This window comes from Cohnella sp. GCM10012308 (assembly GCF_042649185.1).
GTDB lineage: Bacteria > Bacillota > Bacilli > Paenibacillales > Paenibacillaceae > Cohnella.
In genome coordinates this window covers 68,283-84,716 of the sequence record NZ_JBHRYU010000009.1, presented here as the reverse complement: position 1 = coordinate 84,716, position 16,434 = coordinate 68,283, and the positions used below count along the sequence as shown (strand labels likewise).

Sequence of the window (16,434 nt, the reverse complement as noted above, 5' to 3'; positions counted from 1 at the left end):
ACTGTTGTCGTTCGGGAGCGTTTAGTCCTCGCGGGAGACGTCCGTCGTCAAGCGGCCGACGAGCTCGTCGAACCGGGCGAGCAGCAGCTCCTTGACTGGCGGCTCGGCGAACGCCGCCAGCAGCGCGCCTCGCATCAGATCCGCAAGCTCGGCCGGCGTGAATGAGAAGCGAGTCGCGATCGCTTCGCATTCGCGTGTCATATCGGTGCCCGACACGGTCGGATTGTCCGTATTGACGGTGACGTAGAGACCCGCGTCGTAGTAGCTGCGGATCGGGTAGTCGTCCCAATCCGCAACCGCTTTTGTCTGAATGTTGCTCGTCGGGCACAGCTCGAGCGGGATGCGCCGTTCGCGGATCCACGCTAGCAGCTCGGGGTCCTCCCTTAGCCGGATGCCATGGCCGATGCGCGTCGCGCCGAGTCCTTCCACGGCTTCGCGGACATTAAAGGATCCGGCAGCTTCGCCGGCATGAATCGTGATCGGGATACCGGCTTCGCGCGCGGCGGCGAACGTGCCCCGAAATTTCTCCGCAGGATGGGAGGCCTCGTCCCCGGCCAGGTCGACCGCCACGACGCCTTGACCTTGCCGGGCAATCGCCCCGCGGATAACGGGGAGATTGATCTCTTCGTTTTGATGACGCATGCAGATAACGATGAGACGGGCGACGGTCCCGTACGCCGCTTCACCCTGCTTCAGACCGTCCAGCACGGCGTCGATGGCGGCTTCTGGCGTAAGGCCCGCATTGATATGGAGCGCAGGCGCGAAACGGACTTCGATATAGAGGCAGTTGCGAGCCGCAGACTGCTCCACCGCTTCCTCGGCGACGCGCTTAAGCGACGCTGCATCCTGCAGCAGCGGGAGCACGAAGCTGAATTTATCCAAATAAGTCTTCAGGCTGTCGCAGTCCGCATCGACCTGCATATAGGGCAGCAAGTCCTCCGCCCGGTCCGCGGGCAGGGGATAGCCGCGGTCCGCGGCCAGTTGGAGCAGCGTAGAAGGCTTCACGCATCCGTCCAGATGCAGGTGCAGGTCCGCTTTCGGCAGCGCTTCAAGCCAGTTGTCCATCGCGATCTCTCCCGTCGTCCATCGTCTAGTGCGCCTGTAGGGCGCGGTTACGCATCTTCGCGCGTCAGCTTGGCATAGACTGCGTCCGCGTACTGTTCGTACGCGTCTTGGTGCGTCCAGCCCCGCTCGTTCATCATAAGCCGGTAGCGCAGCCGCTTTTGCGACAGTTCGCCCTTCAGCTTCGCGGACTGCTCGGGATCCCGACAGGCTTCGAGCAGATCGGACAGCGAGACGAGATCCTTGCGAATCTGCAGCTCTTCGGGCAAGGCGCCTGCGTTTTTAAGCAGCTTGTAGGAGAGGCGAAGCTCTTCTGGCACGCCCGCCAGGTCGTCTTCGGGAAGCGCCTTTCCTTGCCCGGACAGTCCTTCGAACTGTCCCGATTTTTCAGCTTCGCGTATTTTTTGCTCGGCAATGGAGACAATCCAATTCATCTGCCCACCGTCCTTTGCTTGTGTTATTATAGCATTGTATCACGGGTTAAACGCTTGATTGAAGTGTTTGCGCGATGGTTGGCGTTGATTCTGTCAATTTAGTTGACATTTGTCTTTCTGGTTAAGCCTTTAATTCCGAGCGATTTAAACGTGATTTGTCATTTCAGACGAAAATTCGCCAGGGAATACGGCCTGGTTCACAAGCCGAGGGAGCGGGTAAAAGGTATTTTCAATTGGGTCTGGCGTTTGTGTGATTAATGGGTTATAAAAGATTACAGGACATTCGTTCAACGCGGAATGCAAAAAGGTTCAAAAAGGATGGTCGAACGTTGAGAGTTTATATGAATCACGACGGCGGCGGCGACGATTTTGTCGCGCTGCTCCTGCTGCTCCGCATGCCGAATATGGAACTTACGGGCGTATCCGTCATCGGGGCCGACGGCTATCTGGAGCCCTCCGTGCAGGCCAGCCGGAAGATCATCGACCGGTTCGGAGGCGAGGCGCGCGAAGGGCTGGACCTGTCCCGTTCCGATTCGCGCGGCAAAAATCCGTTCCCTGCGGCTTGGCGCATCATGTCTTATTATGTTGATGCGTTTCCGATTCTTAACGAGGCCGAGGCCATTCTGACGCCGGTCTCGGACAAGCCGGCGCATCTTCATCTGATCGACAACGTCCGTGCGGGCGAAGGCAAGACGACGCTAGTGTTCACTGGACCATTGACGGACCTTGCGCGCGCGCTTGACGTTGCGCCGGACATCGAAGAGCGGATCGAACGGGTCGTCTGGATGGGCGGCACGTTTTTGCCGAAGGGCAACGTCGAGGAGCCCGAGCACGACGGCACCGCCGAGTGGAACGCGTTCTGGGATCCCGAAGGAACGGCGCGCGTATGGGCCAGCGGCCTCCGGATCGACATGGTCGCGCTGGAGAGCACGAACCAGGTGCCGCTTACGCTGGAAGCCAGAGACGCATGGGCCAAGCTCCGCAGGCACGAGGCGATCGATTTCGTAGGCCAATGCTACGCGCTGGTGCCGCCGCTCATTTTCCATGCGACGAATTCGACTTATTATTTGTGGGACGTGCTCACCGCCGCTTATGTCGGCAAGCCCGATCTGGTGAAGGTCAAGACGGTGAACAGCATCGTAAGGACCGACGGCATGGCGCAGGGGCGTACGGAGCTGTCGGAGGGCGGCAGACCGGTCAACCTGATTTACGACGTCGACCGCGACGGATTTTTCGCTTATATGACCGAATTGCTGAAGTAAGATTAATTTCGGCTACCGCGGCTCGCGGAACCGTTTCGCCGGCTCGCGCAGCGGCTATCGGACCGGCCCACGCGCCGTAGATGCAAATACAAGCACAAGAGACGGGGAGAGAATCAAGCATGAAAAAGAGCACGATGAAGCCGCTAAGCCTGATGCTGGTCGCCATGATGGCGATGCTGCTGGTGCTGTCCGGCTGCGGAAGCAAGAACAACAACAACGAAGGCGCAGCGTCCCCTAGCGCGAGCGCGCCGGCCTCCGAGTCCGCCAGCCCTAGCGCGTCCGCCAGCGCTTCGGCTCCGGCCTCCGAGTCCGCCGCTCCGAGCGAATCCATCACGCCGGCCGACGGCAAAGGCAAAAAAGTGGGCATGGTTACCGACCTCGGCGGCGTAAACGACAAGTCGTTTAACCAGCAAGCCTGGGAAGCCCTGCAGAAGATCAAGACGGATACGGGAGCCGACACCAAGTACCTTGAGTCCAAAAAGGACAGCGACTACATCCCTTACCTGACCAAGTTCGTCAAGGACGGCTACGACCTGACGTGGGCGATCGGCTTCCTGTTCTCCGAAGCGGCTACGACCGTCGCGACGGATAACCCTAACGCCAAGCTCGCCCTGATCGACACGACGCCGACCAAGGAACTGCCGAACGTCGAATCCGTCCTGTTCAAGGAGAACGAAGGTTCGTTCCTCGTCGGCGTCGTCGCTGGTCTGACGACGAAGACGAACAAGATCGGTTTTGTCGGCGGCATGGAGCTGCCTGTCATCAAGAAATTCGAAGCGGGCTTCAAGGCGGGCATCGCGGCCGTCAACCCGAACGCGACGGTCGAAGTCAACTACGTCGGCGACTTCAGCAAGCCAGACCAAGGCAAGCTGGCTGCCGCTACGATGTACGACGGCGGCGCCGACATCATCTTCCACGCTGCAGGCGGTTCCGGCAACGGCGTCTTCAACGAAGCGAAAGATCGCTTTAAGGCCGGCAAAAAAGTATGGGTTATCGGCGTCGACAAGGACCAATCGGTTGAATTCGGCAACGACGTGACGCTGACTTCGATGGTCAAGAAGGTAGACGAAGCGGTTTACCGCGTCTCCAACGAGCTGCTCGCAGGCAACTTCAAGGGCGGCCAAACGGTCGAGCTCGGCTTGGCCGAAGGCGGCGTAGGCTTGCCTACGGACAACCCGAACGTGTCCCAGGACATCCTCGCCAAGGTCGAAGAATACAAGAGCAAGATTATCAGCGGAGAGATCACGGTTCCGACGGAATAATTCCGCGCTGCACGGAATCTCCGCAAGGGCAAGGCCGCATTCAGCGAGCCTTGTCCTTTCTTCCGTTTTAACGCTTTTGATATGGGGACAGGAGCTGATAACAGATGGAGCAAGCGGTACCGGTGGTCGAGCTTAGAGGCATTACGAAGCGTTTTCCCGGCATCGTCGCGAACGACGCCATCAGTCTGGAGCTGCGCAAGGGCGAGATCCATGCATTGCTAGGGGAGAACGGGGCCGGCAAATCGACGCTGATGAGCATTCTATTCGGTCTGTATCAGCCCGACGAAGGCGAGATTCGCGTAGGCGGCAATCCGCAGACGATCGACGGCCCGGGCAAGGCGATCGAGCTCGGCATCGGCATGGTTCATCAGCACTTCAAGCTGGTCCAGCCCTTTACGGTCGCGGAGAATATCGTGCTCGGCATCGAGCCTTCCAAAGGGCTGTCCATCAACTACCGTCAGGCCAACGCCAAGGTCAAGGAACTTTCCGAGCGGTATGGCCTTATGGTAGATCCGACCGTCAAGGTCGAGAACATCACGGTTGGCATGCAGCAGCGCGTAGAGATTTTGAAAACCCTTTATCGCGGCGCCGAGATCTTGATTTTCGACGAGCCGACGGCGGTGCTTACCGTGCAGGAGATTCACGAGCTGATGCAGATTTTGAAGCGGCTAGCCGGGGAAGGCAAGTCCATCATCCTGATTACGCACAAGCTCAAGGAGATCATGGAAGTCTCCGACCGCGTGACGATCATCCGCAGAGGGAAGGTCGTCGGTACCGTCAATACGGCGGAAACAAGTGAAAGCGAGCTCGCGGAAAAGATGGTCGGCAGACGCGTGTCGCTCGACAAGCCGAAGGCGGCCGCGAAGCCTGGCGATATCGTTATAGAGCTGTCCGGCGTAACGGTCGCGGGCGCCGATAAAGGAAAGCCGGTCGTCGAGGGCGTCTCGTTTAACATCCGCGCAGGCGAGATCGTGGGCATTGCCGGCGTCGACGGCAACGGGCAGCACGAGCTGGTGGAAGCGCTCACCGGCATGCGGCCGGTGCAGGAAGGCATCATTCGACTGAATGGCAAAGACATTACGCAGGATTCGATCAAGGACCGCATCAAGGCGGGCATGTCGAACATACCCGAAGACCGCCAGAAGCACGGACTCGTGCTCGATTTTAGCGTCAGCGAGAATTTAATCCTGGGATCCGCCGAGCAAGAACGGTTTTTTAAGGGCGGCTTCCTGAACAAATCCGAAATCGACCGGCACGCAACGAAGCTGATCGAAGCTTACGACGTGCGGACGCCGGATATTCATAACAAAACCCGTTCGCTCTCCGGCGGCAACCAGCAGAAGGCGATCATCGCGCGCGAGATGGAACGTGACCCGCAGCTGCTCATCGCCGTCCAGCCGACGCGGGGGCTCGACATCGGCGCGATCTCTTTCGTCCACGATCGGCTCCTGCAAGCGAGGGCCGAAGGCAAGGCCGTGCTGTTGATCTCCTATGAGCTGGACGAGCTTCACCGGCTGTCCGATCGGATTCAGGTCATTTTCGACGGCCGCATCATGGGCGAGGTCGATCCAGAGAAGGCCGGGGACGACGAGATCGGACTTATGATGGCGGGCAAAATGCAGGCTGACAAAGGAGCGTCGGCATGAACAAGGCGGCTGAAATTTTCAATAAACCATCCACTTACATCCCTTTTATCGCGATCGTGCTCGGTCTGCTGTGCGGCGGGATCGTCATGTGGATCGGCGGCTACAATCCTTTCGAAGCGTATGGCGCGCTTTGGAAGACGGTGTTCGGCACCAAGTACGACTTCGGCGAGACGATCGTCGCGATCACGCCGATTTTGTTCACGGGCCTTGCCGTCGGATTTGCCTTCCGCGCCGGCATTTTTAATATCGGCGCTGACGGCCAATACATTATCGGCATGACGGCGGCGACGTTTATCGGCCTCAAGGTGCATTTGCCGGCGTTCATTCACGCGCCGCTGGCGCTGATCGTCGGCATGCTGTGCGGCGCGCTCTGGGGCGCGCTTGTCGGCTGGCTTAAGGCTTACCGCGGCGTGAACGAGGTTATCTCGGCGATTATGCTGAACTGGATCGCGCTATATCTGTCCAACTATATCCTTCGCGATTTTCTCGTCAAGAAGGGCGAGCAGAAGACGCCTAACATCGACGAGACCGCATCGTTGTCGATCGGCTGGCTCAAGAACTTCATGGAAGGCGCGCGTATGGACTGGGGCATCTGGATCGGCCTTCTGTGCGTCGTTATCTTCTACGTGCTTCTGTGGCGCACGAAGCAGGGCTACGAGCTGCGCGCCGTCGGGCACAATGCCGACGCGGCCAAAGCCGCGGGCATCAACATCAAGGCCAGCTTCATCAAGACGATGATGATCTCCGGCGCGTTCGCCGGACTCGGCGGCGTCTTCTCGGTGCTCGGCGTATTCCACTACCAGGTCGTGCAGGCCGCATCCGCAGGCTACGGTTTCGACGGCATCGCGGTCGCGCTGCTCGGCGGCAATCACCCGGTCGGCATCCTGCTTGGCGCGATCCTGTTCGGCGGTCTCACCTACGGCTCGGCCGGGATGAACTTCGAGGCCGACGTGCCGTCGGAGATCGTCCGGATCGTCATCGGCAGCATCATCTTCTTCGTCGCCTCCCACGGCCTGATCCGCACCGTGATTCAGCCGTTGTTCAAAAAGCGCAAATCGCGCGAGCGGAAAGGAGCTGACATGAATGGGAACGTTGGCTGATCTGATCAGTTCCACGCTTGTATTTTCCGTCGCGCTGATTTTTGCCGCGCTCGGCGGCGTGTTCAGCGAACGCTCGGGCGTGTTCAACATCGGCCTCGAGGGCATGATGACGGCCGGCGCGTTCGGCGCGGCCATCGCCAGCTATTACATGGAGACGGACGGCGGCGCAACGACGTCCTCGCCATGGGTCGGCCTGATCGCCGGCGTCGTCTGCGGTCTCGTATTCGCGCTCCTGCATGCCTATGCCACCGTATCGCTTAAGGCGGATCAGACGATCGTCGGCGTCGTCATCAACATTTTGGCGGTCGCCGTTACGCTTTATCTCGTCAAGATCATCTTCGAAGGAGCGGGCGATACGGCACAGCTGCAAAACGTATTCGCCAAGTGGCCGATTCCGCTGCTGTCCGACATTCCGTTCATCGGCAGAGCGTTTTTCAACAGCTACCCGACGACGTACATCGCATATATCCTTGTGCCGCTCAGCTCGTACCTGCTGTTCAAGACGCCGTTCGGCCTCCGCCTGCGGTCCGTCGGCGAGCATCCGGGCGCCGCCGACACGGTCGGCATCAACGTCATCAAGTACCGCTACATCGGGGTGCTGATCAGCGGCGCGCTTGCCGGCCTTGGCGGAGCTACGATCACGCTGACGACGACAAGCAACTTCTCGCACAGCACGATCTCGGGCCAGGGCTTCATCGCGATCGCGGCCCTGATCTTCGGCCGCTGGAACCCCTACGGCGTATTCGGCGCCGCGTTTTTCTTCGGCATGGCGCAGGCGCTTAGAAACTTCCTGACCCGGTTCGAGTTTTCCCAGTCGATACCGACGGAATTCCTCTACATGCTGCCGTACGTACTGACTCTGATCGTCCTTGCGGGGGCAATCGGCAAGTCGGTTCGCGGACCGGCGGCGGCCGGAGAAGCTTACGATCCGTCGAAGCGTTAGCTGTCTTGCATGGTACTCAGCGCCGCTCGCATCCGCTATGGATCGGGCGGCGTTTTCTGTTGCCCGGCGGTTGACGGCGAAGCGGACAACGTCACCGTCCGTTCATGATCGCTGCGCATGCCTCTTAAATCGGGTATAATCGGCAATAACGAACAAGTGAAATTTCGAATCGACCGAATCGAAGGTAGGAGCGTATCCCCCATGATTAATCGCAAGGTTACTCCCTCGGAGAGCGGCAAACGCCTGCACCGCTTTCTCCGCAATTTGCTTCCGAACATTCCGCTTGGCCAGATCTACAAGATGATCGACTCGGGCAAGGTCCGGGTGAACGGCAAGCGCAAGAAGCAGGACTATGAGCTGGCAGCGGGCGACGAGCTGGCGATCTATATGGAAGATGAACAATACAAGGAAGCTTCGATCGGACAGCAAAAGACGAAATACGTCGGCGTCAACGCCGATATCCATGTTGTCTTCGAGGACGATCAGCTGCTCGTCGCGTTGAAGCCTGCCGGCATGCTCACGCATCCGGATCAGACGGATCAACGGGACACGCTGATCAACCGAGTGCATGCATACTTGTACCGGAAAGGGGAGCTCGACAGCCCGATATTCATGCCGGCGACGGCGAACCGGCTCGATCGCAATACGAGCGGGCTCGTGCTGGTCGGCAAGACGGCGGGAATGCTCCATCAGCTCAATCAGTGGATCCAGAAGCACGAGCTTCAGAAATATTACGTGACGATCGTCGAAGGCCGGCTTGAGGGCGAGGGCGAGCTGACGGACGAGCTCGTGCGAGACGAGAAACGCAACCGCACGCGGGTTGTCTCGGCAGGGAGCGGCGGCGACGAGAAGCGGTTGTCCGCAATGACGCGTTACCAGTCGCTTTCGCAGGGAGACGGCTACAGTCTTGTCGAGATCGAACTCGTCAGCGGGCGGACGCATCAGATCCGGACGCACTTCCAGAGCATCGGTCATCCGCTGCTCGGAGACGTGAAGTACGGCGGCAAAATCTACGCGGGCATCAATCATCAGCTGCTGCATGCGTGGCGCATCGTTTTGCCGGACGGACGCGAGTTCCGCGCGCCGGCGCCGCCGATTCTGAAGCGAACGGCGGACAAGCTGGGGCTTCAGGGCATCTAAGGCGATGGACAAAAGCAAGCTGCTTGCGCTTGTTCAGGCGGACGAGGCAATGATGTCCGCATTGCGTGTCGCACGCATGCTTAACCTGCCCGATTGGTGGATCGCCGCCGGATTCGTAAGGAGCAAGCTGTGGGACGTATTATGCGACATGCCGTTGCGTACGCGTTTGCCGGATGTCGACGTGATCTACTTCGAAGCCGAGGATACGGACGAAGCAACCGAAAAACGATATGAAACCGAGCTTCGCCGGCACCTGCCGGACGTACCATGGTCGGTCAAAAACCAGGCGCGCATGCACGTCATTAACGGCCGTGCGCCATACCTGTCGTCGCTCGATGCCGTCGCGAACTACCCGGAAACCGCCACGGCGCTGGCTGTGACGCTGGATGCCGCGGGCCGCCCGAAGCTCGGAGCGCCTTACGGGCTGAAAGATGCCGTAGCCATGCGGATTCGCCCGACGCCGGCGTTCGCGTCCGATCCTGCGCTCTATGCGATCTTCGAGCGCAGAATCGAGGCCAAGCGCTGGGACCGGATCTGGCCTGGCGTCAGTTACATAAGGTGATTGCTCGCCAGCTGGTCATCGAAGGGGATGGCGCTGGAGGGACGAAGGGTGTTCCTGATTAGAAACAAACGGACGCTTTTGGCTATGGAGGACGAAGGGTGTTCCTGATTAGGAACACCCCGACGCTATTGGCTTTGGAGGACGAAGGTTGTTCCTGAATGGGAACAACCGGACAATCTTGGAGCGGAAGAGGTAGCGGGCGTTCTTGTTTGGGAACAACCGGGCCCCCATCGCGCGGGGAAGGCAGATATCGTTCTTCACCGGGAACAATCGAGCGTGTTTGCCGGTAGAGACACGGGCGTTGTTCTGCGAGATAATTGTATGGCGCGACAAACGAAAAAAAGCCGCCTCCGCGGGCCTTGGGCCCTGCGGACGGACGGCTTCTATTATTTTCAGAACAAAAACTTGTCGGGATCCGAGCCGAACCGCTGATCCCGGTTCAGGTCGTCGATCAGCGCCATCTCGTCGGCGCTCAGCTCGAAGTCGAACACGTTCGCGTTCTCCGCGATCCGCGCCGGCGTCACCGACTTTGGAATCGTGACGACGCCGTGCTGGATATCCCAGCGCAGCACGACCTGGGCGGGCGATTTGCCGTGCTTCTCGCCGATCGAGCGCAGCACCTCGTGATCGAGGTTGCCCTGCATGAGCGGGCTCCAGGCCTCGAGCTGGATGCGGTTTTCCCGGCAATAGGTCCGGAGATCGCGCTGGGACAGCAGCGGGTGGTATTCGACCTGATTGACCATCGGGACGAGGTCGCTATGCCGCTTGAGCTCCTCCAGATGGCGGATGTTGAAGTTGCTGACGCCGACGGCCTTCACCCGTCCGTCCGCATACAGCTTCTCGAATGCGCGCCAGGTGTCGACGAACTTGTCGGTGCCCGGCCAGTGAATGAGGAGAAGATCGACATGATCGAGACCCAAGCGTTCGAGCGAGGCGTCATAAGCGGCGAGCGTCTTGTCGTAGCCTTGATCGTCGTTCCAAATTTTCGTCGTAACGAACAGTTCGGAACGCGGCACGCCGCCTTCGCGAATCGCCTGACCGACACCGACTTCGTTTTTGTAAATCGCGGCCGTGTCGATGCTCCGGTAGCCGGCGTCGATCGCGGCGCGTACGGCCGAGACGACCTGCGCATCGTTATCCATTTTCCAGACGCCAAGCCCCAGCCAAGGCATGCGAACGCCATTGTGAAGAACGGTGACGGATTGAAGAGATTGCGTCATAGCGAGAGCCTCCAGTGGAGTAAGTGTGTGGTTCGTACGGGCTTCAGATCAGAAGTTCGAGCCATTCATCCATCGTGACAGCCCCAAAGTAGAAGGTCAAGTCCACGCCCTCGAAGGCCGCCGCGAGCGACTCCCGGTCGTACCGAAGCCCTTGCAGCATCTCGGCTACGTCGCCGATCTCGCCTCGTCCGAAGAAGTCGCCGTAGACGGCGGCATCCGAGATGCGGCCTTCCTGCACGTTCATGCGGATATCGACGGTGCCGGCGGGCAGGCGCTTGCGCTGCTGGACGTTAAATGCCGGCGACAGCCCGTAGTTCCAATCCCAGCTCCGGTATCGCCGGTCGGCAAGCTGGCGCACCGCTTCCCAATCGGCTTCGGTAAGCCGATGCTGCGGAATCTCGGAGGCGCCGCCGAAGATCGAGGTGAGAACGCGGCTCCTGAACTGCTCGATCGTCATCGGTTCGGTCAGAAACTCCGAGATGTTGGCGACGCGCGCGCGGATGGACTTGGTCGCCTTCGATTCGAACTTGAGCGGATTGGGCTTCAGCGCAGCGGAGACGTCCTCCATATGGGAATCGAACAGCAGCGTGCCGTGGCAGAACATTCGTCCGCCGGTCGCGAACATCGCGTTGCCCGATATTTTGCGCTCGCCGACTTGAATGTCGTTGCGGCCGGACAGCTCGGCTTCGACGCCCATGTCGCGCAGCGCCTTGACGACCGGCTCCGTGAACTTGCGGAAGTTGTGGAACGAATTGCCGTCGTCCTTGGTGATAAAGCTAAAATTCAGATTGCCGAGATCATGGTATACCGCGCCGCCGCCGGACAGTCTGCGGACGACGTCGATGCCGTGCGCCTCGGTGTACGCCGAATTGACTTCTTCGGCGGTGTTCTGGTTTTTGCCGATGATGATGGAAGGCTTGTTGATGTAAAAAAGCAGAATCGGCTCGTCGCCGGACAGCTTGCGAAGGGTGTGCTCCTCGAGAGCCAGATTAAGTGCGGGATCGTTGCCTCCGCCGTTGTCGATAAAAAGCAATGCCGTCTGCCTCCCGTCGAATGTGCGTTCTTCTTATTTTATGATATTTGAGACTTGCGGACAAACTTGCATTGGTTCATATTGAATTCATAATTGAAGGATAGGGTATGGGTATCCTTTTGTTCAAAAGCCGCAAACCTAGGAATCTGGAAAGGATGACGTCCATGTTAAAGCTGTTCAGACTTCTCGCGCCTTACCGGGCCCTCGTCGTCCTGGTCATGGCGCTGATCCTGCTGCAGTCGCTATCCGAGCTGTACCTGCCGACCTTGATGGCTGACATCGTAGACGAAGGCATCGTCAAACGCGGCGGGGACACCGCTTACATCATGCGGATCGGCGGCTTTATGCTAGCCGTCGCGCTGGTAGGCACCGGCGTATCGATCCTGGCGAGCTACTACTCGTCGCGCATTTCGGCGGGCTTTGGCCGGCTCGTGCGGGGCAAGGTGTTTTCGCGCGTCGAGCAGTATTCGCTGCAGGAATTCGATAAGATCGGCACCGCTTCGCTGATCACCCGCACGACCAATGACATCAATCAGGTACAGCAGGTGCTCATGATGATGCTGCGGATGATGGTCATGGCGCCGATGATGAGCATCGGGGGCATCATTATGGCCGTTTCCAAGGACGCCCAGCTGTCGCTCGTGCTCGTCGTGGCGATTCCCGTGCTCGTCCTGACGATCGTCCTGGTCGCGCGCAAAGGCATCCCTTTGTTCAGAGTCATTCAGAAAAAGCTCGACAAGCTGAATCTTGTCCTCCGCGAGGGGCTGACGGGCATCCGCGTCATCCGTTCGTTCGGACGCATCGGACATGAGCAGGCGCGCTTCGTCGAAGCGAACCGGGATTTAACCGAGACATCGGTCAAGGTCAACCAGATCATGGCCGTTCTCTGGCCGCTCATGATGCTGATCATGAACTTTTCGAGCGTCGCGATCATCTGGTTCGGCGGCCTCCGGGTCAGTCACGGCCATATGGAGGTCGGTGATCTGATGGCGTTCCTCCAATACGCGATGCAGATCATGTTCTCGATGCTCATGCTGTCGATGATGTTCGTCATGGTGCCGCGCGCGTCGGCTTCGGCCGTCCGCATCAACGAAGTGCTGGACATGTCGCCCGTCGTGAACGACGCGCCGCATGTGCGCGTCGGCCGCACGGAGCTGCGCGGCGTCGTCGAGTTCGACGATGTCACTTTCAGCTATCCGGGCGCGGAGCAGCCGGCGCTGAAAAACGTCAGCTTCCGGGCGGAGCCGGGCGAGGTGACCGCGATCATCGGCGGTACGGGCTCTGGCAAGTCGACGCTCGTCAATCTGATTCCACGCTTCTACGACGTAGATTCCGGCAGCATCCGGATCGGCGGCACCGACGTACGGGAGCGTCCGCAAGCGGATTTGCGGTCGCAAATCGGCCTAGTGCCGCAAAAAGCGGTGCTCTTCACGGGATCGATCGCGGACAATATCCGTTACGGAAAGGAGGACGCGACCGACGAGGAGCTTCGCCATGCCGCCGAGGTCGCTCAGGCATCCGATTTCATTTCGGGGATGGAACGCGGATTCGAAGCGCATATCGCCCAGGGCGGGACCAACGTATCGGGCGGCCAGAAGCAGCGGCTTTCCATCGCCCGCGCGCTCGTCCGGCGGCCGGATATTTATATTTTCGACGACAGCTTCTCGGCGCTCGACTTCAAGACGGATGCGAAGCTTAGAGCCGCGTTGAAAAGCGAGACGACGGAAGCGACCGTTCTGATCGTTGCGCAGCGTGTCAGCACGGTCATGGACGCCGACCGGATCATCGTGCTCGACGATGGCGAGATTGCCGCCGTCGGCACGCATAAGGAACTGCTGCAAACGAGCGAGATCTATAAAGAGATCGTGTCATCGCAGCTGACGGAGGAGGAGATCGCATGAGTCAGCAACCAGGCGCAGGCAGAGGCGGTCCTCCGCGGCAGGGCGGCGGACCCGGCGGGCCAGGCGGACCGGGTCCTTTCGGCGGACATCCGGGCGGCAGACCCGGCATGCCGGTTCAAAAGGCCAAAGACTTCAAGGGTACGTTTCGCAGGCTGATGGGCTATCTGAAGCCCTTCCGAATTACGTTGATTACGGTGTTCGCCGCGGCGATCGTCAGCACGATTTTTTCCATTTTGAGCCCCAAGATTCTCGGGCATGCGACGACGAAGCTGTTCGCAGGCATTATGGGGAAAATGAACGGTGATCCGAACGCCGTGATCGACTGGCACGGCATCGAGATGATCATCGTATGGCTGATCGGATTGTACGTGCTCAGCGCCATTTTCAGCTATATCCAGCAATATTTGATGGCCGGCGTCGCTCAGCGTACCGTCTACAAGCTGCGTAACGACGTCAATGAAAAGCTCGCCCGGCTGCCGCTCAAGTTTTTCGACACGCGGACGCACGGGGAGATCTTGAGCCGCGTCGTCAACGACGTGGACAATATCAGCAACACGCTGCAGCAAAGCTTGACGCAGTTGATCACGTCCATCGTCACGATCGTCGGCGTTATCGTCATGATGCTCACGATCAGTCCGCTGTTGACGGTCATCGTACTGCTGACGCTGCCGCTCAGCTTCCTGGTCATCAAGGCGATCGCGGGCAAGTCGCAGGGCTACTTTATCGGCCAGCAAAAAAACCTCGGCGAGCTGAACGGCCATGTCGAAGAGATGTTCACGGGCCATCAAGTCGTCAAGGCGTACGGACATGAACGGAAGGCGGTCGAGAAGTTCGAAGGCATCAACGACCGGCTGTACGATGCCGGCTGGCGCGCGCAGTTCGTCTCCGGCATCATGATGCCGCTCATGAGCTTTATCGGCAATATCGGCTATGTGGCGATCAGCGTCGTAGGCGGCGTGCTCGTCACGCGGCAGGCGATCAACATCGGGGACATTCAGGCGTTTATTCAATACGCGCGGCAGTTCACGATGCCGATCACCCAGACCGCCAATATCGCCAATATCATTCAGTCGACGATCGCTTCGGCCGAGCGGGTGTTCGAGCTGCTCGACGAGAGCGAGGAGAAGCCTGAGGAAAACAAGGAACTCGAACCTTCCCGCGTGGCCGGACACGTCGCCTTTAAGCATGTGGATTTCAGCTACAAGGACGACGCGCCGCTCATCGCGGACATGAATATCGACGTGAAGGCGGGGCAGACGGTGGCCATCGTCGGGCCGACGGGCGCGGGCAAGACGACACTCGTCAACTTGCTCATGCGCTTCTACGAGGTGAACGGCGGAACGATCACGGTCGACGGAACCGACATCGCCAAGCTGAAACGCGGCAACCTGCGCAGCCTGTTCGGCATGGTGCTGCAGGATACGTGGCTGTTCGGCGGGACGATCCGCGACAATATCGCGTACGGCCGCGCAGGCGCGTCCGAGGCTGAGGTCGTGGATGCCGCGAAGGCGGCATTCGCGGATCATTTCATCCGCACGCTGCCCGAGGGTTACGATACCGTGCTGAACGAAGAGGCCTCCAACCTGTCGCAGGGACAAAGGCAGCTGCTCACGATCGCCCGCGCCATATTGGCCGATCCGGCGATTCTGATTCTCGACGAAGCGACGAGCAGCGTCGATACGCGTACGGAAGCCAACATTCAGACGGCAATGAATCGCCTTATGCAGGGCCGCACAAGCTTTGTCATCGCGCACCGGCTGTCGACGATCCGCGAGGCCGATCTGATTCTCGTGATGAACAAAGGGACCGTTATCGAGCAAGGAACGCACGAGGAGCTGCTCGCAAGCGGCGGATTTTACGCGGATCTGTACAACAGCCAATTTTCCGGCGGGAAATTTTCCGAGGACGCTAGCTGACGGGAAGTTTTATCCAAATTTCAGTGTTTGTTCATGATCCATTCATTTGCCCGTGATACCTTGCACATAGGACATGGGAGGAGATGGTTGGGGTATGAACAAAAAATGGACGATGCTCGCAGGAGTGGCATTATCCGTCGCGTTGTTGGCGGGGTGCGGCTCCAAAGGCGAGAACAACGGGGCAGCCGCCGCTGCGGCTGCCGGCGATCAATCTGGAGGAGCCGCCGCGGGCGATCAAGGCGCGGCAGGTCAGGGCGGGGGCTTCGGCGGCATGCAGGCGATGGGCACGCTCGGGAAGATCAAGAGCGTGAACGGCAATACGATCACGATCTACAAGTCTTCGTTCCAACCCGGACAAGGCGGCGGCCGGATGGGCGGCAACCGCCAAGGCGACGGCCAAAATGCGGGAGACGGGGCCGCGCCAAGCGGCAACGAGCAGCCGCCGAGCGGCGATCCGCCGCAGCAGGGCGCGGATGGCCAAGCCGGCGGACAGGCGGGACAAGACCGGCAAGGCGGCCAGGGTGCCCAGCGTCCCGATATGGCCAACATGTTCACGGATGAAACGGAGGACATCACGGTTACGGACGCGACGAAGATCTACAAGACCGAGATGGCGGACGGCCAGCGGACCGAGACGGAGGTCGCGATCGGGGACTTGAAGGCGGACGACGTCATTACCGTGACGCTTAAGGAAGGCACGCAGGAGGCAGAATCGATCCGCCTTGGCGGATTTGGCGGCGGCTTCGGCGGCGGGATGCGAGGCGGTCAAGGCCAAGGGCAGGATCAAGGTCAAGGCCAGGGTCAAGCGCAGTCGAACGGCCAGCAGGCTGCCGCGGGCGCCTGATCGCAGCTTCATTTCAACAAATCGTAGACCGCATCTCTGTATGAAACGACAGGGATGCGGTTTATTTGCGTTTATTTAAGTTTATTTATGTCGCATTCCTAACTTTAAC

The 16,434-nt window shown here is 59.5% G+C and carries 14 protein-coding genes; 10 read left to right on the top strand and 4 right to left on the bottom strand.

The genetic code is table 11. The features are described 5' to 3' along the window. Positions 1 to 21: 21 nt before the first annotated feature. Together add and ACFOTD_RS12940 are read right to left on the bottom strand one after the other, a co-directional pair. Positions 22 to 1,065, bottom strand: a complete 1,044-nt coding sequence (gene add / locus ACFOTD_RS12945; protein WP_378119305.1) for an adenosine deaminase — start codon at positions 1,063 to 1,065, stop codon at positions 22 to 24. A gap of 47 nt (positions 1,066 to 1,112) precedes the next feature. Further along, positions 1,113 to 1,496, bottom strand: coding sequence for a DnaJ family domain-containing protein (locus ACFOTD_RS12940; RefSeq protein ID WP_378119303.1), 384 nt, complete (start codon positions 1,494 to 1,496; stop codon positions 1,113 to 1,115). 341 nt (positions 1,497 to 1,837) lie between these two features. On the opposite strand from ACFOTD_RS12940, the gene ACFOTD_RS12935 reads away from it, so the two are divergent. The 7 genes from ACFOTD_RS12935 (at position 1,838) to ACFOTD_RS12905 (ending at position 9,411) form a co-directional block, all read left to right on the top strand. Continuing rightward, positions 1,838 to 2,758 carry a nucleoside hydrolase gene (locus tag ACFOTD_RS12935; RefSeq protein ID WP_378119514.1) on the top strand — a complete coding sequence of 307 codons (921 nt, stop codon included), beginning with the start codon at positions 1,838 to 1,840 and terminating at the stop codon, positions 2,756 to 2,758. Between the two features lie 119 nt (positions 2,759 to 2,877). After that, complete coding sequence (locus ACFOTD_RS12930; RefSeq protein ID WP_378119301.1) at positions 2,878 to 4,020, top strand: BMP family lipoprotein; 1,143 nt, start codon at positions 2,878 to 2,880, stop codon at positions 4,018 to 4,020. Positions 4,021 to 4,124: 104 nt separating this feature from the next. Continuing rightward, positions 4,125 to 5,666 (top strand): ABC transporter ATP-binding protein, encoded by a 1,542-nt coding sequence (locus tag ACFOTD_RS12925; RefSeq protein ID WP_378119299.1) that lies wholly within the window; start codon positions 4,125 to 4,127, stop codon positions 5,664 to 5,666. Then, entirely contained in the window at positions 5,663 to 6,766 is a 1,104-nt protein-coding gene (locus ACFOTD_RS12920; RefSeq protein ID WP_378119297.1) for an ABC transporter permease, read from the top strand. Before ACFOTD_RS12925 ends, ACFOTD_RS12920 begins: the two co-directional genes overlap by 4 nt. Next, positions 6,750 to 7,709 (top strand): ABC transporter permease, encoded by a 960-nt coding sequence (locus ACFOTD_RS12915; RefSeq protein WP_378119295.1) that lies wholly within the window; start codon positions 6,750 to 6,752, stop codon positions 7,707 to 7,709. The genes ACFOTD_RS12920 and ACFOTD_RS12915 overlap by 17 nt, the downstream gene beginning before the upstream one ends. A gap of 201 nt (positions 7,710 to 7,910) precedes the next feature. Continuing rightward, a complete protein-coding gene (locus ACFOTD_RS12910) occupies positions 7,911 to 8,849 on the top strand; it encodes an RluA family pseudouridine synthase (protein ID WP_378119293.1) in 939 nt (312 codons plus the stop codon). Positions 8,850 to 8,853: 4 nt separating this feature from the next. Further along, a complete protein-coding gene (locus ACFOTD_RS12905; RefSeq protein ID WP_378119291.1) occupies positions 8,854 to 9,411 on the top strand; it encodes a nucleotidyltransferase family protein in 558 nt (185 codons plus the stop codon). 392 nt (positions 9,412 to 9,803) lie between these two features. On the opposite strand, the gene ACFOTD_RS12900 is transcribed toward ACFOTD_RS12905, so the two are convergent. Further along, a complete protein-coding gene (locus tag ACFOTD_RS12900) occupies positions 9,804 to 10,631 on the bottom strand; it encodes an aldo/keto reductase (protein WP_378119289.1) in 828 nt (275 codons plus the stop codon). A 43-nt stretch (positions 10,632 to 10,674) separates the two neighbouring features. Further along, positions 10,675 to 11,664: a lipoate--protein ligase gene (gene lplA / locus ACFOTD_RS12895; protein ID WP_378119288.1), complete on the bottom strand. Its 990-nt coding sequence runs from the start codon at positions 11,662 to 11,664 to the stop codon at positions 10,675 to 10,677. Between the two features lie 164 nt (positions 11,665 to 11,828). Here lplA and ACFOTD_RS12890 point away from each other — a divergent pair, with 164 nt between their 5' ends. From ACFOTD_RS12890 to ACFOTD_RS12880, 3 genes are all read left to right on the top strand, one after another. Continuing rightward, the gene (locus ACFOTD_RS12890) at positions 11,829 to 13,565 is read left to right on the top strand and encodes an ABC transporter ATP-binding protein (RefSeq protein WP_378119512.1); all 1,737 of its coding nucleotides are present in this window, start codon (positions 11,829 to 11,831) and stop codon (positions 13,563 to 13,565) included. Continuing rightward, the gene (locus tag ACFOTD_RS12885; protein ID WP_378119286.1) at positions 13,562 to 15,481 is read left to right on the top strand and encodes an ABC transporter ATP-binding protein; all 1,920 of its coding nucleotides are present in this window, start codon (positions 13,562 to 13,564) and stop codon (positions 15,479 to 15,481) included. The genes ACFOTD_RS12890 and ACFOTD_RS12885 overlap by 4 nt, the downstream gene beginning before the upstream one ends. Before the next feature lie 94 nt (positions 15,482 to 15,575). Continuing rightward, on the top strand, positions 15,576 to 16,325 hold the full coding sequence (locus ACFOTD_RS12880; RefSeq protein WP_378119284.1) for a hypothetical protein: 750 nt from the start codon (positions 15,576 to 15,578) through the stop codon (positions 16,323 to 16,325). Positions 16,326 to 16,434 lie beyond the last annotated feature (109 nt).